An 18,246-nucleotide genomic window follows, 5' to 3' on the forward strand; every position below is an offset into this window, starting at 1 on the left:
ATATACTTGTGGGGATTTTTTATAAATTATCATTAAACAATTTCAACATTGGCAGCACGTTTGGCTGGAAAATATGATGCTAATAAAGTAATCACAACCACTACAATAGTAGTGAAAAAGAAGTCTGAGAATTGCATTTTAACTGGATAAGCATCAATCAATGCTCCAACAATTCCCATAGAAACAAAACCATAACTTTGCTGTAACCAGCATAAAGTAAAGCCTAAAACTAATCCGACAATTGCTCCTGTAAAAGCAACAATCGCACCTTCTGATAAAAATATCTTTTGAATCATTCGGGAATCTGCACCCATTGCATAAAGTGTTTTAACATCTTCTTTTTTCTCGATGGCTAACATTGAAAGCGAGAAAAATATATTAAAACTGGCAATACCAATGATAAAAGTAAGTGTTAAAAACACAAAAAGCTTTTCAATTTTAATTGCTCTCAACAAACTAGCATGCTGCTCATCCTGATTCTGAACGATATAATCTGTTCCTAAAATTTCTTGTACCTTATCTTGAACATTTGCTGTTTCTTCCTCATTAGCAACTTTTATTTCAATCGCTGTCCGTTGATTGTTCAACTCGAATAAGTTCTGAGCAAATGAAAGTGGTGCGTAAATATAATTATCATCGTATTGCTGTTCAATCGCAAAGATTCCTGCGGGTACTAGATTCTGTTTATTAAATGCGTCGGTTGCGTAAAAGTCTAAGGTTTTACTTTGCTTATTTCTGGGATACCAAACTTCTAATGGCGTAAAAAAAGCATCAATATCAATTCCTAATTTTACAGCAATACCAGAACCAACTATTGAATAAGCTATACCATTATCATCCAATATTGCATGTCCGTCAATCATCATTTTCTTCAAACGCTCTTGTTTCAAGAAACTTTCATCAACACCTTTTAGGTTCACAACCATTTGGGCATCACGATAACGTAACAAAACATTCTCTTCAATTACTTGTGTGATACTTTCTACGCTTTGTACTTTAGCGATTTTTTGTAACAATACAGGCGGACAGTTGAAGTATTTCCCTTTCTTCGGACTAACCTTTAAATCAGCATCGAAGCTTTTGTATAAACCTCTTTGGAAATCCTCTAATCCATTAAAAACCGACAATACCACCACCAAAGCCATCGTTCCAACACCAACGCCTAACATCGAAATCATCGAAATTAGTGAAATAAAGGACGTTTTCTTTCTAGCAAAAAAGTATCGTTTAGCAATAAAGAAAGGAAAATTCATAGGTCAGTTACCAATTGTGATTGAGTGAATGAGTGATTTTTTGATTTTGCTGTGACCATTGCGACGCTTCGATTGGTGAAGAGTGATAAAGTTTTTAATAACATAATAAAGTATCAGCTTTAGAATAACAAAAAACTAATACTTTAAAATCACTCATTCGCTAAATCACAACTAATCCAACTCTATTTCTTCTCCTTCTTTCAAAGGTGGGATGTCTAATCCAGAAATTAGTGCGTCCATTTGAGCGGCGTACTCTGCGGTATCATCAATAAAAAACTCAAGATTAGGAATAATCCTAGCTTGGTTACGAATTCTATTCCCTAAAATACCTCTGATATGTTTAGATTTTTCACGGATGTCTTGTAATAAACCTGCTTTATCATTGGCTAACATAAAACTTAGATATACTCTAGCAATTGCCAAATCGGGGGTCATTTTAACGTCAGTTATCGTTACAAAAGCCTTTCCGAAAGTTGTACGCATATCTTTTTGAAAAATATCGCTCAAATCTTGTTGAATTAATTTAGCGAATTGTTGTTGTCTCTTCGATTCCATTTTAATTTTAATTTCTGCAAATTCTGATTATCGTAATTTGCGCTACCACATAATATCTATGCTCTTCTTTCAATAATCTCACAAATTTCGGAATAATTCTTGGATTCACCGTAAATTCGTGAAAAACTTGAATACCTTCATACAATATGCTCAGTTTCTTTAAAGTAAACGCTGTCTATCAAATCTTTAGTTTATTGATTTTACTTATCCTTATCCGAATGCCTGTGTATTTGGTTGGGTTGCCTCAACTAATTCCAGAATTGCAATGGATGTTGGTTGGCGAACAAATCAATAAAGGCTTTGTAATGTATGCTGAAATTTGGGATAATACTGCTCCACTTTCTACTTTAGTTTATGCTGGTCTCGACGGTCTTTTCGGTCGGTCGCAGTCTGTTTATCAAATCGTAGCACTTCTCGTTACTTATTTTCAGGCGGTTTACTTTAATGTAATGATTAATAATAGAGATATTTTAGCCAAAAGAAACTACTTGCCAGGGCTATTCTATTTATTATTCATGAATATTTCTTTCGACTGCTGTACATTGTCGCCTGTTTTGATGGCAACAACCTTTGTATTGCTTTCCCTTGGAACATTGGTAAAACAAATGAACCGACTAGAAGCTACCGATGAAGTTTTTGAGATTGGCTTTTTAATTGGTATCGCAACTTTGTTTTATCCGCCAGCGGGTGTATTTATTTTATGGGCTACGGCTTCGCTATTATTCTTTAGTGGTACAACGTTACGTCAGCACTCTTTATCAATATTCGGCTTTATTTTTCCTTTATCGCTTACGGCTTTGTTTTTCTATTTAAGTGGTACTTACGAAGCTTTTTCAAGAAATTTCATTTCTTCGGTTTTCCAACTTCGTCAGTATGATTTGAATGACTTCCGAAGTTTGCTCGCTACTTTATTATTACCAATTACTTTTGGAGTTTTAGGTTTTTTAAGATTGGTCAATGCCGTAGGTTTTAATAATTATCAAATTCGTTGCCAACAAGTAATGATGATTTGGGCAATTGCAGGTGTGGTTTCTATCGGTTTAATGCCTTTTTTAGCCCCGATGCAATTCATCATTTTTGTTCCTGCTATTGCTTTCTTCACAGTAAGTTTCTTCAACAATACTAAAAGAGCTTGGTTGGCGGAGTTGACCTGCCTAGGTTTATTCTCAGCAGTTTTATTGATTCATTATCAAGCTGTTTACTTCAAAGGTGTGGAAACTTTAGTTCAATTAAAAAGCTTGAAATTAAAAGAAGAGCCAGACATTAAATTGACCAATAAAAAAATATTAGTACTCGGCGATGGCATGGAAGAATATAAAAACAATTATGTTGCTACGCCATACATCAACTGGAGTTTGGCTAAATATGAATTAGAAAATCTTGACAATTACGATAATGTGATCAATATTCTTAGAAATGTAGAGAAAGATTATCCTGAATTTATTATCGACAAAGTAAATCTTGCTCCAAAATTATTCAAACGAATTCCTGCTTTGGCTAGGAAGTATCATGCTATTGGAAATGGTGTTTATGAATTGAATGATAGGATATAAAAACATGTGTCTTCCAGAATTTTCTCTTGAAAAAAGTCAGGTTTAAGAGATTTCAACGTTTTTTGGATTTATTCTCGTCCTTACTTTTCTTTCCTTGATGAAAGAAAAGTAACAAAAGAAAATCAAGAATTCCTAAACTCGCTCCGCTCAAACAGTAGGAATTCGGTGTCCATCAATCATAAAAAAAGCGGTTGAAAAACTAATTTCAACCGCTTTTTTATGATTTTAAAATTCGGGATATTTTACATCATTACTATACCACTTAAAAACACTAGCAAGGAATTTTATTTACTCTTAACTGATGTCTTCCTCCTTCAAATTCGGTAGTAAGAAATACGTTTGTGATTTCAATCGCTTCTTCTAAAGTTACAAAACGAGCTGGGATACATAATACGTTAGCATCGTTATGTTGGCGTATCAAGGATGATACTTCTGCATTCCAAGCTAAACCAGCACGAATTCCTTGATGTTTGTTAGCTGTAATAGCTACTCCATTAGCACTTCCGCATAATAAAATACCAAATGGATATTCCTTGTTTTCAACGGCTGAAGAAAGTGGATGTGCAAAATCTGCATAGTCGCAAGAGGCATTGCTGTAAGGACCAAAATCATTTACTTCGTAACCTTTTGTGGTTAAATATGTTATTAATTCGGCTTTGTAATCAAACCCAGCGTGGTCGCCACCGATGGCGATTTTCTTAATAAATTCCATAAAAATTATGTATTTGTAAAATCAAACGATTTTTTTTCGTTATTTCAACCTATTCATTAACAAAGGTACAAAGTATCAATATTTTTTAACGATTAAAATTTAAAAAGCTATGACAGATAGAGAGAGCGGGAAATTAATGACGCATGATGAGAAAATAAAAAAAGCTTTCGTTGACCATACTTGGGCGGAAATTCATTCAGAGGAATCTTGGAGAACCTTCAAAATCATGTCTGAATTTGTAGAGGGTGTAGATAAATTGGCTAAGATTGGTCCTTGTGTTTCGATTTTTGGCTCGGCAAGAACAAAACCCGACAATCCTTATTATTTAATGGCTGAGGAAATTGCTTCTAAATTGGTACGCCACGGCTATGGCGTTATTACTGGTGGTGGCCCGGGCATTATGGAAGCGGGAAACAAAGGTGCGAAATTGCAAGGTGGAAAATCGGTAGGATTGAACATTGAATTACCTTTCGAACAAAAACCGAATGATTATATCGACCGTGATAAAAGTATCGACTTTGAATATTTCTTTGTGCGTAAAGTAATGTTTGTGAAATATTCTCAAGGCTTCATCATTATGCCGGGTGGTTTTGGGACACTTGATGAGATGTTTGAATCACTTACGTTGATGCAAACTCAGAAAATTGGGCGTTTCCCTGTGGTATTGGTTGGTAAAAAATACTGGGGTGGTTTATTCGATTGGATTAAAGAAACCATGGTACCAGAAGGAACTATCAATCCTGATGACTTGGAATTAGTTTCTTTGGTAGATAATCCGACGGATGCCGTGAAAGTAATTGATGATTTTTATGCCAAGTATTTGTTGAAACCTAATTTTTAGGATTAACATTATACATATTTTCCTTTCAACATGAGTCATCCCGATTTTTTTAAAGTGAGTTTAAGGACAATTTGAAAGGTTTTCTATTTATTATTGTCTAGTCCTTACTTTTCTTTCCTTGATGAAAGAAAAGTAACAAAAGAAAATCAAGAATTCCTAAACTCGCTTCGCTCAAACAGTAGGAATTCGTTGCTAATCAATCACAAAAAAGCGGTCAAAGAGCTAATTTTAACCGCTTTTTTGTGATTTTAAAATTCGGGATGACTCATGTTTCCTTTACTCCTTCCCTCCTCTTTTCGGTCTTGATACATTGTATTTTTTAGTCAATCCTTCAATTTCTTTGATGATATTGCCATAATCGGCTGTAGGATACACTATTTCTAGGGATTTTAATAGATTAAGAAGGCTTTTGAATCGTGCTATGGCTATCGTTTTACTTTCCTTGAAATTCTTTTCAGGTAAGTTTACTTTCGATATTACCATTATCTTGTACAAACTATTGAATGCCAAATTATCTGTTTTCAAGGCTTGAAGCCAGTCTGATAAATGTAGTTTAGTGATTGCTTGACTCAGACTTTCATCATTTTCAAAATCCCTTATTAGGCTATTCGTTATCTCGGTTTGGTCGTAATATTTCCTTTTCTCTATTTGCTTGCCGTACTTAGCAAAGGTTCTCAAGATACTTTTGCCTGCCTCCCGATAGTCAGCATCAAAGTGCTTTAAATAGCTTGTAGCAATTTCTCTGATGCCTTGTGTAAGCTGATTTCTACGAGTATCCAGCTCTTTTAAACCTTCAGTATGCGGGTTCTTTTTACCTGTTGAGAAAATCAAGTAGAGTTGTTCTATCTCGGAGGAGAGTTCCACCATTTTTTGGCTCACTTCTGTAGTTGGTTGATTCAACGTTTTACAAATGGAGATGACATTTTCCAGAAAACCAATGGTCGAGGCGTTGGAATAGTGGTAGATTTTTGAGGTATGTATCATGCTTCAAACTATTTATAGTGATATTTTTCAAGAAAACGGAGTTTAGCTTTAAATAGTTTACAAAATAACAAATTTTTATCCTATAACTAGCTGAAACAGTGTAATTAACAGTGTATCTAACCATTTTCCATTAGAAATAGCATAGATACAAGTGTATCTAACCATTTTCCATCAGAAATAACATAGATACACGTGTATCTAATCATTTTTCATCAGAAATAGCATAGATACACGTGTATCTAATCATTTTTCATCAGAAATAACATAGATACACGTGTATCTAATCGTTTTCCATCAGAAATAGCATAGATACACGTGTATCTAATCGTTTTCCATCAGAAATAACATAGATACACGTGTATCTGACCATTTTCCATCAGAAATAGCATAGATACACATGTATCTGACCATTTTCCATCAGAAACAGCATAGATACACGTGTATCTGATTATTTTTCAACAGAAATAATATAGATACAAGTATTTCTAAATAGAATAAAACAAAAACAGGTCAGCAACATCAGTTGCTGACCTGTATCACCTAAAAGCAAAGAAAAATCATATCATAAAATATTTCTCCCCTTTCTTTCTCATTAGCGGGCGATTTAAATCGCCTGTTAATGAGAAAGACGGTACTTCAAAAACTTTTATTTCTTCGGTTCATTCAGTTCTATCACATAACCGTCTGGGTCTGTTACATAAATCTGGTACGCACCATCAAAACGCTTTTGTCTGTGATACGCCACATTGTTTGCCTTCAAAAACTCTTCGATTCCATCCGCAGAATTTGTCGGGATTGATAAAGAGAAATGCGCTCCGTTCTTATCATTGTTTGCTACTGGTTGTTCTCTGCCCAATAGTAAATGTAATTCTTGTCCCGGTGCAATCTTGAACCATCTTCTAATCGCCAACAAATTATCTGGCACATCTACGGGCGATAAACCGATGATTTCACGGTAGAATTTAGCACTTACTTTCAAATCTTTTACGGCTAAACCAACGTGGTTGTAAGAAAGAATTTCAATCCCTTTTTTAGGTGTATCTTGGGCAAAAGTTTGAGAAGCAAAGCCAGTACACATCAAAAGGGCAATCATCAAGCGAATAGTTTTCATGGATTGAATTTGGTTGTTTATAAATTTCCTTTTTTTAATTCTTTCACCGCATAATCGGCCGCACGAGCGGTCATTGCCATATAAGTAAGCGATGGATTTACGCAAGATGCCGAAGTCATAAAAGCACCATCGGTCACAAACACATTTTTGCAAGCCCAAACCTGATTCCACTTATTGAGTACCGAAGTTTTAGGGTCATGACCCATGCGGGCTGTTCCCATTTCATGAATTCCCAAACCCGGATAGCTCATCTCGTCATAAGCGTTCACATTTTTAAAACCCGCTGCTTCTAGCATTTCAGCGGCATCGTTTTTCATATCCACCCGCATTTTCAATTCATTCTCCTTAAACTCAGCATCCATTCTTAAAACAGGTTGCCCCCATTTATCGGTAATTTCTTTAGAGAGTTCTACTTTGTTTTCGTAATAAGGCAAGCATTCACCAAAACCGCCCAAATCCATACTCCAATTACCGATTTGTGTTTGTTTATTTTTGAGCGAAGCACCAAATTCCTCCTCTTCTCCCGACTGTCGGTATCGTCTTGCACCGCCTTCGTAACCAAAACCTCGCAGATAATCACGTTTATCAGTACCAATATTACGGAAACGTGGCACATAACCACCTACTGGATTTCGCCCTTTGTAGTACTTATCTTTAAACAATTCGGTTTCGCCATAAGCGCCAATTCTGAAATGATGATCCATCAAATTATGTCCTAACTGACCGCTATCATCCATCCCATTCGGGAAACGATTGGAAGTAGAGTTCAACAAAATAAAAGTAGAACCCAAAGCAGAAGCATTCAAGAAAACGATTTTAGCGAAAAACTCATGCCATTCACCTGTGCGTTCATCAATTACTCTTACGCCTTTGGCTTTCTTTTTCTGTTCATCATAAATAATCGAATTGACGATAGAATGAGGACGAACAGTAAGATTTCCAGTCTTTTGGGCAGCGGGTAAAGTAGCAGCCTGCGAACTAAAGTAAGCACCAAAGGGACAACCACGCATACACATATCTCGTGACTGACAGGAAGCTCGCCCAAGAGCAGTCTGTTCGGCAGTAGGTTGTGTAAGATGCGCCCCACGCCCATGAATTAAATAACGATTGGGGAATTTCTGACGAATTGTTTTCGAGAAATGTTCTTCGGCACAAGTAAATTCTATCGGTGGTTGGAACTCGCCATCGGGTAAATGTGGAAGTCCGTCACGAGAACCGCAAATGCCAGCAAACTTTTCAGCATAACTATACCAAGGGGCAATGTCTTTGTATCTAATTGGCCAGTCGATTCCAATGCCTTCTTTCAGGTTAGCTTCAAAATCTATATCACTCCAACGCAAAGAAACCCTTCCCCACATCAACGAACGTCCACCCACATGGTATCCACGAATCCAATCAAAACGCTTGGTTTCGAGATAAGGATTTTCTAAATCGTTTACAAAATGTTCGTGAGTAGATTCTGTAATGGTAAAACCAGTACGGTTTTGAATAGGATGTTTGGCGATAATATCAAGAGGAACTTTACCGCCATGTTCAAAATTCCAAGGGTCTGTCAAGGCAGTTTTATAGTCTTTTACGTGTTCAATATTACGCCCACGCTCTAGCACGAGTACTTTTAGTCCTTTCTGCGAAAGCTCTTTAGCAGCCCAGCCTCCGCTAATACCCGAACCCACTACAATGGCATCAAAAGTGTTTTGTTCAAAATGGTTATTGTTGATATTCATTTTTAGGAAAGTTGAATAATAGTATTTGGGATAAAAGTAAAAAATATCTTTGTAAACCCATGCAAACCTGTGGGGTAGGAAAAAAGAAAGTAATCAGGTATTGAAAGAACAACATCATGAATTTTTACTTTAAAATTATTTATCAAGAAAATCTAATACTCATCTATCAATAGATGTTGTTTTATTTTCTTATCTTGAAATCAACATTCAATCGTATTTAAACCAACAATTAAAACGGAAGTATTAACTATGGAAACACTCACGGTACAAACAATTATCAAAGCTCCAATAGAAAAAGTTTGGAAGTGTTGGACTACTCCAACTGACATTATTCAGTGGAACAATCCGTCGGAAGATTGGGAAACGACCAGTGTTGAAATAGATTTAAAAGATAACGGAAAGTTTATCTATAAAATGAAAGCGAAAGACGGTAGCGAAGCTTTTGATTTTACGGGTACTTACGATAAAATAATTATTAACGAATACATAGCATCTACATTATTCGATAACAGAAAAGTAATCAATATTTTCAAAGCAAATGGCGACGAAACCATTCTCATCGAAACTTTCGAACCTGAAGGAGAAACGCCCATTCCTGAACAAAAAGCCTTTACACAGGCAGTAATAGATAATTTTAAAAGATATGTGGAGGGAAGTTAAATCCATTTTCTCTATAAATCAATAGGGCTGGACTTAAGTCCAGCCCTATTGATAAAAGTATTATTCAGCAGGTTTAAACAATAATTGATACGGAATAAAAGGAATCAATTTACTTTCAAAAGGAACGGCTGGAATACCTAGTAAATCTGCTACTTCGTCTCCCAATAAAAAACGCATTTGTGCAGCTGGAAAAGATTTCAACAAAGGATTGGAAACAAAACTTTCTAAAGTTTGGAGTAATGCTTTCGTCAATAATTTACCTTCTTCCGATGGTCTGAATTGACGTTTAGCAATTACTTTATCCAGTGTAAACGCTTCTCTGAGATTATTGGGGATTAATTCTTTTTCAACGCCCATGATATTACTGATTACATTCCAAAGATGTAAATAAGCCTCTGCTTCAGTACTTTCAGGTGCTTTCCCCGATTTCCTCAGTCCACGAATTACGATGTATGAAAATGCCCCGTTCGTTCCCGCCATGTCTTCTTGGTTTACTGGTTTTCCCCAAGTATCATCCCAAGAACCGTGATATTCAGAGAAAAAACGAATGGCTGCATGCATTAATCTTACTTTCAATATTTTACGGAAAGCGATTCCATTCTTCCAGTTTTTTTCTTGCATCACTGTAAAAATAAACTCGCCTGTTTCTTCTAGTCGTTTTAAAGTATCGTTCTGAATTCTTTGTGATTTTGCCAATACTCTCGCTCCGTCTGCACCAGCATAACAGTAAGGCAAAGCCAAACAAGCCAACATAATACCAATACGCTCTTGATTTTCTTGGAAGAAATTCATTCCTTTTTGCATCATTCTATAATCAGCAAAATCGGGCAAAACAGGTTTTTGATTCACAAAATCATTCACAAAACTCAAAGAGTACTCCTCTTCATTGGTATTAAGCCATTTAAAAAAATCTCGTAATCCCACCATTTCAGTTTGCTGAAATACTTGTAGAATGATATTATCGGCTACTTCATCACCAGTTTGGCGAAGCTTGTCCATTAATTCATTAGAAAACGAGCGTGTTGGTTTGATGGGTTTCATTTTTCTGGGGACTTTAGGATTTTAGGACTGGAGGACTTCAAGACTTTAGGAATTGGAATTGAAAGAGAATATGATTTCATTATATTCTCCTTTATTCACAAAGAATAATCATTCATTGCTAGAAAAAACTATATAGTGAACCTCCAAATCAAGCAAGTTGTTCAACATAACCAAAAATCTTTAAGCCCAAAATCATCACATCTTTAAGTCCTACAGTCTTAAAGTCCTAACTCCTAAAGTCCTAATAAAATTTCTCCCCTCTCAACCCACCATTTCATCTTAAATTCCATCTTATCTTTAGAAACTGAATTTGTTAGCTATTGCTTTAAATTATGCCAGATAAACTTTCATCCTATATTGAAGAATTTCAAAAAGGGAATCATCTTATTTTCGAGAAGATTTACCAAATCATTTCGCCAAAAATGTTTGGGGTATGCTTGCGTTATGCGGCTGATAAAGATGAAGCAAAAGATATTTTACAAGAAAGTTTTATTAAAATTTATCATCAACTGAAAAACTTTAGAAACGAAGGCTCTTTTGAAGGTTGGGCAAAACGAATAGTGGTAAATACTGCTTTAGAATATTTCAGAAGTAAAACCAAATGGAAAAACATTGCTTTTGAAGACTCAGAGGAAGTTTATGACATAGAAAGTGAAGATGATATTTTAGGCTATTTATCCAATCAAGAAATTTTACAACTGATTCAAGAATTACCGCCTTCTTACAGATTAGTGTTCAACCTTTATGTTTTTGAAGGACTAAAACACAGAGAAATTGCCGAACAATTAGGTATTGGAGAAGGTACTTCTAAATCAAATTTGGCAGATGCCAGAAGAATTTTACAGAAAAAATTATCGGGAGTAACGAAATAAAAAAGACAATGGAAAATAACCAAGAACATAAATTAGATAACTTTTTCAAAAAGTCGCTTGAAAACCAATCCTTTCCTCCTCCAGAAAATCTTTGGGAAAGTATTGCTGCTGAGACAATTGGCAAAGAAAGCAAAGGCATTAACCCATTGGCAAAATATGCAGTTTCATCTTTAGTACTTTTAATAATTATGGGTTTAGGATATTGGTTACTGAAAGGTAATACAACTGATGAAATCGTTAGTAAAAAGATGAGTTCAGAAGTAATGAGTAGCGATTTAGTCACAGATGTTGTATCTCGTCAGCCCTCCAATGTGAATGAGTTAAAAAATCATCAAACAGTAGGTCAAACAACAAGTAATATCCTTGATATAACTGAAAACTCAAATATGAGTAAAATAAATACTAAGAGGAAAAGCAATGTTTCAAGCCAAGCTTCTATTGACAAACAAGCTACACAAAACAGCAAGCCAATCGTTGAAAATGTAATCATTACCGATGAAGGTAATCATGGTGCTGTACTTTTAACAGAAAATAAAATACTAGAAGTAAATCTATCTAAAATACTTTCCAAGCATACTGTGTTCAATGATTTATCAAATAAAAATCAACAATTACTTAAAGAAAAGATTCGTCCATTAGAAGTATTTGAAGAAGATTTACCAGAAGAATCGCCGAGAAAAACAGGCTCTAAATTAAGTTTAAAACATCCAATCGTCTCATTCGACTATGGCGTTTCATCTAATACTTGGAAGTTTAAGTCTGAAAACTCGTTGGTTTATAATGTAATTTATCCTGAAAAAAGTTCTTCTACTTTTCTAAAAGCCAATGTTGCTTGGAATCTTACAGCAAAATCAAGATTGGGAATCAGTGCTGCTTATCATATATACAATTTGGGAAAACCTTATTATAATATCCCTATATGGAGTAGCTACTGGGCTGCTCCATCAGTATATTTGAATACTAAAAATGGCGAACAATATTACAGTGCAATTCTACCTTTAGGTACAGTAAATATTCCTGCTGAAAGATTTGCAGAAGTAGTAAAACTAACTCCAGATACAATTTACAGCGTAAGAAGTATGTTAATGACGCAAGACCACCGCATGACAACCTTTACTTTAGGAATTACTTCTCAAAATGATATTTTAAACTTACAAAGCAAGAAGAATAAACACCTCAATTTGAAAATATATGGTATTGCCGATTTTACCTTTCAAAGACAAATAAGCTATCGATACATAGCAAAGGATGTTATCTCAAGCATTTTTTGGACGGGTGGAACAATCAATAATAATGAAAAGGAGATTAGCTACGACAGCAAACATCTTGAAAATGGCTCAAACTTTATTTTTGGAGCGAGAGTTGGTTTGGGCTTAGGTTGGAAATTTACGCCCAAATTAGGTTTGCATCTTGAAGGAACAACACAAAATTCATTCAATTCATGGGTAAAAAACCAAGAAGTAAATACCTATTTAAGAAACAATGGGATTAATGTTGGGATTAATCTTAGTTTGTAAATTTTTAGAAAGATTCTCTGGATACTCAAAAAATACCCAGAGAATCTTTCCAATATTTTTAGGCTTTATAGGGTTCAAAAATATAATCGGATGGGTCGAATGCAGTTGAAGCTAATACTAATAAAATGGTATTGGGTTTGAAATTTTGCATGATATGCCAATCTCTCGGTTCAAGAATTAGACATTTATCAGGAGTATCCAATAAAAAAAGCTCTTGTTTTTCTCCATTATGGTTTACAATTTCACAAGAACCTTGAATACAAATGGCAGCTTGTCGGGTTTCATGATGCCTATGTCCACCTCTTGATGATTCATCAACACCGTATATATAAAACAACCTTTTTACTTCGAATGGAATGATACGATCTAGAACCGTTAATGAACCTCTGTTATCGTGAAAAGTTTTTAATGTTAAGAGTTCAGCCATTTATTATTATGTATGTGTTTATCTATTAAATTAAGAATTTCAACATCGTGGCTAGTTTTAAATTTTCTAGCAAAAAGATGTTCAGATTTCATTAAACTATCAAAATCTTCAACACCAAGCGTTTTGGGATGTGCTCCCCCAGCCGACCAATCTAAATATCTTGCATGATTGTTTGTTATTGCATCTCGATAACAAGAGTTCATTAAAATAGTTTGAAAAACAAACTCGTCACAGCCCCAAGTATATAGAAAGAAATTTAAAAAATTTCTATTCCCTTCAACTGTTTTTACTACATAATTAGCCGCATCTTGCGTTAACGTCCAAAACATTGCCTTGCCATAAATAGTAAGTTCTTTTGGTATTTTTCTTGGAGCAAGAAAAACATTAATCAGCCATTCAAGCTTATATTTTCCTATGAATGTAAAGTTTACTAAATGAAAACGATTTAGTTTTGGAATATCTTCTTTTACATCCTTTTCAATATTTATGGCTTCGATAAATTGTTTTCCTTGATTAGCTTTCAAAAACGCTAAAATATATTCTAAAGGCTTAATTGGATAATCTTGTCCACTCATAAAGTTGATATAATCATACTTTTTTCCTGTTGCTTCAATTTCTTTTATACAACTAAAAGTGGCTTTAACAGTATTATATCCAGCCCATCTTACTTCAACACGATTTTTGATTAGGTACACATTTTGAATATCATTTAAATATAGGTGTGGCTTTATATCTATTTTTTCATCAACATGAATATAGAAATCTGAGTCTGGATGCCACAGATTCATAATCATTCTTTCAGTCTGCTTTGGGTCAGTATAAGTTAATATTAAGTGAGCTAATTTCATATTTCGTCTAGGATAATATTTGCAATTAGATTATAAAAATAAATAATTATACCCCGTTTACCAATGTTTTTACATTAAAATAACAAAGTATTTCCTCACTTGTAAAATATTTATAAACGCTGAAACAAGCGTTTTATCTGTCCATTTATTAACCAAGAAGCATCCCTGTTTATTGTTCAGTTAGTTTTTAAAACACCATCGAAAAGCATCAGTATGATTTGTTAATCTTATTTTGGAGATTCATTTGTTGGAACAACCAATAAATGCCTAGATGAATGGAGAAAAGGTAGTTCCAACTTTCTTTTAGAAAGATTTATTGTTTCTTTGAACTTGGATAAATATACCAAAGCTATGCCATCAAAGATTTAGCACATTCAAAGTTTTATTTTTTTTGGGGGGTGACTTTTGAGGAAGGATAATAAGAAATAGCAAAGAAAATTAATAATGAGGAATAACAATTTTGTCTATTTTAGCTTAGACAAACCTAGCAATTTGTCTAAGCTAATGAAGTTATTCAAATACAATCAAATCTTAAAACCGATTGTATCTTTTAAAAATGTTTTACTGATTTCTGCTGATTGTAAAGGTGTACGTGTTTTTTCTGGTACGCCATCTAGTTCTACGATTGCCCATTTTTTGTACTTAATCTTTTCGAGATTATCAAATACAGCTTTCAAATCCACATTTCCTTGTCCTAATTCTACAAATTTATAGGCTTTGGGGTCATTAAGCTTATCTGCCAAAGGACATTTTACATCTTTAATATGTAATGCACCGATGATGTCTTTATATTGTAAAACTGCCTTTGCAGGAATACCTCCTCCTTGATGATAATGAGCAACATCCAATAATAGTTTCATGTATTTCGGATTCATCGCCTGTACAATTACATCTACTTCTTCGGGGGTTTCTCCTAATTGGTGCATGTGATTATGATAAACAGCTTGTACTCCTAAATCAGCCGTTTGTTTTCCAATTTCATTCATGACGAAAGCCAAACGTTTTAATTCCTCGGTTGTTGGCAATCTATCTTTCGGACGCACAGAATTAGTTAATTGAATAGCGTTTCCACCCAATGCTTTTACAAAACTTGCATGGGCTACGTGATAATCAATAGTACTTGCTTCTTTAGCGGGATCAATCTCAACATTTCCACTAGAAAACATTGCTAAAGACAAACCATTAGAAGCGATTACGTCTTTCAATTCTTGCACTTTTGTTTTATAAGTATCATAAGCGTTGGCTCTTAGCTGAACCCCTTTGAAGCCCAAAGAAGTAATATCTTTCATGGCATCAAGATCTTTTCCTCCCCAAGTAATGGCAGAATATGCTAATTGAAGATTAGGTACTTTAGCCAGACTTTCAAAAGAAAACAAAGAAGCAGAAGCTAATAAACCTGCTTGATAAAGGAAATCACGACGAGAAATTTCAGACATTTTCTTAGTTATTTTAGGATATGTAATACTGTATGTCAAAAGTATAAAGCAAGTTTAAACTACTGAAATTCTGAGATTAAAAATATATTTTCACACTCTAAGCTCTCTCAAAATCTTTAATGCTCGACTCTTAAATCCTGGAGATTGATATGGTAATTGTTCTTCTAATATAAATTTCAACTCAGTTTTAAGTTCAGGATAATGCTTGCTGATATTGAACAAAACCGTCATTGAAAATGCTTTGATTGCAACCGCTTCTTCATGGTTACTCAAGTATTGAAAACAAATATCTGCCGCAATTCCATGTAATTCTTCTGGGATTTCAACAGTTTGTAACACTCGTATTGTATTACGTTTAATGGCATCGTGTAAATTATCTTGCTTGAGATTCAACAGCATTTTTTCAATGTAGGGAAGTACCAAAAAACTCCAATGATCAATACAATGCGACATAATATTTGCAGCATGCTGGTTTTTCCTGCTATTTCCTTCAAAGAAAACAGTCATTAATTCATCAAATCTTGCTGAATTTCCATCAATCCAATCAATGATTATAGCAAATTTTTCTTTTGAAAATCGTTCTGGAATGGCTTCTTTGATATTCATCTTACAAAAACTTTATCTCTATTCTTCGGTTTAGTTTTCTATTCTCTGCAGAAGTATTTGGCAAAAGTGGTTTGGTTTTTCCATATCCTTCTGATTTTACCATGGCAGGATTGATGCCTTTCTGCACTAAATAGTCTCTGACAGATTTGGCTCTTTTCTGAGATAAAATTAAATTCTCTGCATCCTTTCCAACATCGTCTGTATGTCCAGAAACTTCAATCGGTAAACCTTTATTCTCATTCAGCAAAAGTGTTAATTTATCCAATTCAATCATCGATGCTGGTTGTAATTCCCATTTACCCGTATCAAAAAAGATATTATTTAATATTTCTTTAGCATTCTTTTGAATAGGTTCAAGTGAAATATTAAGTATTTTATCAGTCCCGATTTGTTGTGATAAATCTACATTGATACTCTTGAAAAAGTAACCTTTTTTATTCACAAAAATGGCGTATTCATTGCCAGCCGTAAGTACGAAAGTATAGCTCCCTGTTTGATTATCAGCAGTGAACAAGCCTATTTTTTCTTTATCTTTCAAAGAAACTAACTCAATATTAGCTGATATTTTTTGCTTGGTTTGTGCGTCAGTAACAATTCCTTTTAAGAAAAAAGTAGGTTTAAATTTACTCTGTAAACTTTCGGGCAAAGTAATTTCTACAATTTTTGCTCTACGAATTTTATCATCTTGACTTCTTTCCAAAGAATAATAAGCTTTTTTACTATCCGAAGTAATATATAAAGCAACTTGATCTTCATGTGTATTCAATGGAAAGCCTAAATTTTCTGGAGTACTCCATTTTCCTTGTTGATTTTCAGCAAAAAACAAATCCAATCCGCCCATTCCAATGTGTCCTTCGGAAGAGAAAAAAAGCGTTTTCCCGTTGGCATGAATAAAAGGCGAAAGCTCGTCTTCGCTGGTGTTGATGACATTGCCAAGATTTTGTGCTTTCGTCCAGACATTCATTGAATCCAAAGTACTCAACCAAATATCTCTTTTGCCAATACTTCCTTTTCTATCCGAAACAAAATACAGCGTTCGCCCATCCGCAGAAAGTGAAGGCTGTGATTCCCATTCGCCAGAATTGATATTTGACCCTAAATTTTGTGGTGACGACCAATCATTTCCTTCTTTATAAGTAATGAATAAATCACAACTTCCGAAGCCTCTTCTACCTCCGCAAGAAGTAAAAACTAAAGTTCTACCATCAGCAGAAATAGAAGCTGTTCCTTCATTTTCAAGCGTATTGATTTTATCAGAAATAGAAACAGGAACAGACCAAGTACTGTCTTTAAATACAGATTGATAAAGGTTTTCATCTTTATCCTGTTGACCCGTAAAAATAAGCGTTTCACGGTCGGCAGAAAGTACGGGGAAGTATTGAGAATCAAAACGATTGACCGTTTTAGGGAGTTCAATTGGCGTAATCTTCAGCGGATTTTCTAAAGACTTGAGAGCAAACTTACAGCTTTCTAAACGAGCCAAATATCTTTTTTGGTTAGAGAAAGTAACCGCTGGCTGACCTTTTTCTAAATAGACTAAAGCCTTTTGGTAATCACCTTTTTTAAGGTACAATTGTCCTACTTGTTGCGAAGCTATTTCTGTAACCGAACTTTTTTCTTGAGCATTTACTGCCTTTTCGTAGTTGAGAATGGCATTGCCAAATTGGCGGCTTTGTTCATATAATTTTCCTAAATGGAAATAAGGTTCAGCAAATAATTTGTCTCTTTCAATGGCTTCTTCAAATTCATTATAAGCCGTTTCTAAATCTCTTTCTTGCAAAGCCTTTAAGGCATTTTGGTAAGCCTCAAGTGCTTTTTTGTTAGTGGAAGAAAGTACATTTTGAGACTTAATAGAGAAGGATAAAGTAGTAAAAAAGAAGAGCAAAAAAAGGAATCTCATGTCTGGAAAATTTATTAGAACAAAAGAATTTATTTTACAAAAACGGCAAAGGATTTAGTTAATGTTGATGCTCTTTTAAGAAATTAACGAATCCCCAAAATGTTTGTTAATAACAAACATTTTAGTTCAAACGAAAGGTATCATATTTTTATAAAAACAATCAGTAGCGGCAACCCTTGCGGTTGCCCTTCCATTGTTGTGCGGGC

General features: G+C 34.5%; 17 protein-coding genes. 5 read left to right on the top strand and 12 right to left on the bottom strand.

Annotated elements, in window-relative coordinates; genetic code table 11:
- Positions 1-32: 32 nt before the first annotated feature.
- Both VB776_RS15120 and rbfA read right to left on the bottom strand, forming a co-directional pair.
- Positions 33-1,253 (bottom strand): ABC transporter permease, encoded by a 1,221-nt coding sequence (locus VB776_RS15120; protein WP_323697574.1) that lies wholly within the window; start codon positions 1,251-1,253, stop codon positions 33-35.
- 171 nt (positions 1,254-1,424) lie between these two features.
- Positions 1,425-1,808 (bottom strand): 30S ribosome-binding factor RbfA, encoded by a 384-nt coding sequence (gene rbfA / locus VB776_RS15125; RefSeq protein ID WP_323697575.1) that lies wholly within the window; start codon positions 1,806-1,808, stop codon positions 1,425-1,427.
- 146 nt (positions 1,809-1,954) lie between these two features.
- On the opposite strand from rbfA, the gene VB776_RS15130 reads away from it, so the two are divergent.
- Entirely contained in the window at positions 1,955-3,361 is a 1,407-nt protein-coding gene (locus VB776_RS15130; protein ID WP_323697576.1) for a hypothetical protein, read from the top strand.
- Between the two features lie 271 nt (positions 3,362-3,632).
- Here the strand turns inward: VB776_RS15130 and rpiB are convergent, their stop codons facing one another.
- Positions 3,633-4,073 (bottom strand): ribose 5-phosphate isomerase B, encoded by a 441-nt coding sequence (gene rpiB, locus VB776_RS15135; RefSeq protein WP_323697577.1) that lies wholly within the window; start codon positions 4,071-4,073, stop codon positions 3,633-3,635.
- Between the two features lie 109 nt (positions 4,074-4,182).
- Here rpiB and VB776_RS15140 point away from each other — a divergent pair, with 109 nt between their 5' ends.
- Entirely contained in the window at positions 4,183-4,914 is a 732-nt protein-coding gene (locus VB776_RS15140; RefSeq protein ID WP_323697578.1) for an LOG family protein, read from the top strand.
- 276 nt (positions 4,915-5,190) lie between these two features.
- Here VB776_RS15140 and VB776_RS15145 read toward each other — a convergent pair whose 3' ends face one another.
- The 3 genes from VB776_RS15145 to VB776_RS15155 all read right to left on the bottom strand — a co-directional run bounded on the left by VB776_RS15145 (position 5,191) and on the right by VB776_RS15155 (position 8,733).
- A complete protein-coding gene (locus tag VB776_RS15145) occupies positions 5,191-5,898 on the bottom strand; it encodes a DUF6261 family protein (protein ID WP_323697579.1) in 708 nt (235 codons plus the stop codon).
- Between the two features lie 646 nt (positions 5,899-6,544).
- On the bottom strand, positions 6,545-7,009 hold the full coding sequence (locus VB776_RS15150; RefSeq protein WP_323697581.1) for a VOC family protein: 465 nt from the start codon (positions 7,007-7,009) through the stop codon (positions 6,545-6,547).
- A gap of 17 nt (positions 7,010-7,026) precedes the next feature.
- The gene (locus VB776_RS15155; protein ID WP_323697582.1) at positions 7,027-8,733 is read right to left on the bottom strand and encodes a GMC family oxidoreductase; all 1,707 of its coding nucleotides are present in this window, start codon (positions 8,731-8,733) and stop codon (positions 7,027-7,029) included.
- Positions 8,734-8,982: 249 nt separating this feature from the next.
- Here VB776_RS15155 and VB776_RS15160 point away from each other — a divergent pair, with 249 nt between their 5' ends.
- Positions 8,983-9,393 carry an SRPBCC domain-containing protein gene (locus VB776_RS15160; RefSeq protein ID WP_323697583.1) on the top strand — a complete coding sequence of 137 codons (411 nt, stop codon included), beginning with the start codon at positions 8,983-8,985 and terminating at the stop codon, positions 9,391-9,393.
- 60 nt (positions 9,394-9,453) lie between these two features.
- Here VB776_RS15160 and VB776_RS15165 read toward each other — a convergent pair whose 3' ends face one another.
- The gene (locus VB776_RS15165) at positions 9,454-10,434 is read right to left on the bottom strand and encodes an oxygenase MpaB family protein (RefSeq protein WP_323697585.1); all 981 of its coding nucleotides are present in this window, start codon (positions 10,432-10,434) and stop codon (positions 9,454-9,456) included.
- A 332-nt stretch (positions 10,435-10,766) separates the two neighbouring features.
- Between VB776_RS15165 and VB776_RS15170 the strand changes: the two genes are divergently transcribed.
- Together VB776_RS15170 and VB776_RS15175 are read left to right on the top strand one after the other, a co-directional pair.
- Entirely contained in the window at positions 10,767-11,306 is a 540-nt protein-coding gene (locus VB776_RS15170; RefSeq protein WP_323697586.1) for an RNA polymerase sigma factor, read from the top strand.
- Positions 11,307-11,314: 8 nt separating this feature from the next.
- Positions 11,315-12,823, top strand: coding sequence for a hypothetical protein (locus tag VB776_RS15175; protein WP_323697587.1), 1,509 nt, complete (start codon positions 11,315-11,317; stop codon positions 12,821-12,823).
- A gap of 58 nt (positions 12,824-12,881) precedes the next feature.
- Here VB776_RS15175 and VB776_RS15180 read toward each other — a convergent pair whose 3' ends face one another.
- The 5 genes from VB776_RS15180 to VB776_RS15200 form a co-directional block, all read right to left on the bottom strand.
- On the bottom strand, positions 12,882-13,250 hold the full coding sequence (locus tag VB776_RS15180; protein ID WP_323697588.1) for a sugar 3,4-ketoisomerase: 369 nt from the start codon (positions 13,248-13,250) through the stop codon (positions 12,882-12,884).
- Entirely contained in the window at positions 13,235-14,098 is an 864-nt protein-coding gene (locus VB776_RS15185; RefSeq protein WP_323697590.1) for a beta-1,6-N-acetylglucosaminyltransferase, read from the bottom strand. Before VB776_RS15185 ends, VB776_RS15180 begins: the two co-directional genes overlap by 16 nt.
- 524 nt (positions 14,099-14,622) lie before the next feature.
- The gene (locus VB776_RS15190) at positions 14,623-15,534 is read right to left on the bottom strand and encodes a sugar phosphate isomerase/epimerase family protein (protein ID WP_323697591.1); all 912 of its coding nucleotides are present in this window, start codon (positions 15,532-15,534) and stop codon (positions 14,623-14,625) included.
- 90 nt (positions 15,535-15,624) lie between these two features.
- Positions 15,625-16,140: a hypothetical protein gene (locus VB776_RS15195; RefSeq protein WP_323697592.1), complete on the bottom strand. Its 516-nt coding sequence runs from the start codon at positions 16,138-16,140 to the stop codon at positions 15,625-15,627.
- 1 nt (position 16,141) lies between these two features.
- Entirely contained in the window at positions 16,142-18,040 is a 1,899-nt protein-coding gene (locus VB776_RS15200) for an OmpA family protein (protein WP_323697593.1), read from the bottom strand.
- Positions 18,041-18,246 lie beyond the last annotated feature (206 nt).

The sequence above is a fragment of the Arcicella gelida genome (assembly GCF_034931025.1).
In the GTDB taxonomy this organism is placed as follows: Bacteria; Bacteroidota; Bacteroidia; order Cytophagales; family Spirosomataceae; genus Arcicella; species Arcicella gelida.

Excerpts from the sequence above, each read along its gene's own strand:
- VB776_RS15165 (WP_323697585.1), bottom strand. The coding sequence starts at position 10,434 with ATGAAACCCATCAAACCAACACGCTCGTTTTCTAATGAATTAATGGAC.
- VB776_RS15200 (WP_323697593.1), bottom strand. The coding sequence starts at position 18,040 with ATGAGATTCCTTTTTTTGCTCTTCTTTTTTACTACTTTATCCTTCTCT.
- VB776_RS15150 (WP_323697581.1), bottom strand. The coding sequence starts at position 7,009 with ATGAAAACTATTCGCTTGATGATTGCCCTTTTGATGTGTACTGGCTTT.
- VB776_RS15160 (WP_323697583.1), top strand. The coding sequence starts at position 8,983 with ATGGAAACACTCACGGTACAAACAATTATCAAAGCTCCAATAGAAAAA.
- rpiB (WP_323697577.1), bottom strand. The coding sequence starts at position 4,073 with ATGGAATTTATTAAGAAAATCGCCATCGGTGGCGACCACGCTGGGTTT.
- VB776_RS15185 (WP_323697590.1), bottom strand. The coding sequence starts at position 14,098 with ATGAAATTAGCTCACTTAATATTAACTTATACTGACCCAAAGCAGACT.
- VB776_RS15180 (WP_323697588.1), bottom strand. The coding sequence starts at position 13,250 with ATGGCTGAACTCTTAACATTAAAAACTTTTCACGATAACAGAGGTTCA.
- VB776_RS15130 (WP_323697576.1), top strand. The coding sequence starts at position 1,955 with ATGCTCAGTTTCTTTAAAGTAAACGCTGTCTATCAAATCTTTAGTTTA.
- VB776_RS15175 (WP_323697587.1), top strand. The coding sequence starts at position 11,315 with ATGGAAAATAACCAAGAACATAAATTAGATAACTTTTTCAAAAAGTCG.
- VB776_RS15190 (WP_323697591.1), bottom strand. The coding sequence starts at position 15,534 with ATGTCTGAAATTTCTCGTCGTGATTTCCTTTATCAAGCAGGTTTATTA.
- VB776_RS15195 (WP_323697592.1), bottom strand. The coding sequence starts at position 16,140 with ATGAATATCAAAGAAGCCATTCCAGAACGATTTTCAAAAGAAAAATTT.
- rbfA (WP_323697575.1), bottom strand. The coding sequence starts at position 1,808 with ATGGAATCGAAGAGACAACAACAATTCGCTAAATTAATTCAACAAGAT.
- VB776_RS15170 (WP_323697586.1), top strand. The coding sequence starts at position 10,767 with ATGCCAGATAAACTTTCATCCTATATTGAAGAATTTCAAAAAGGGAAT.
- VB776_RS15155 (WP_323697582.1), bottom strand. The coding sequence starts at position 8,733 with ATGAATATCAACAATAACCATTTTGAACAAAACACTTTTGATGCCATT.
- VB776_RS15120 (WP_323697574.1), bottom strand. The coding sequence starts at position 1,253 with ATGAATTTTCCTTTCTTTATTGCTAAACGATACTTTTTTGCTAGAAAG.
- VB776_RS15140 (WP_323697578.1), top strand. The coding sequence starts at position 4,183 with ATGACAGATAGAGAGAGCGGGAAATTAATGACGCATGATGAGAAAATA.
- VB776_RS15145 (WP_323697579.1), bottom strand. The coding sequence starts at position 5,898 with ATGATACATACCTCAAAAATCTACCACTATTCCAACGCCTCGACCATT.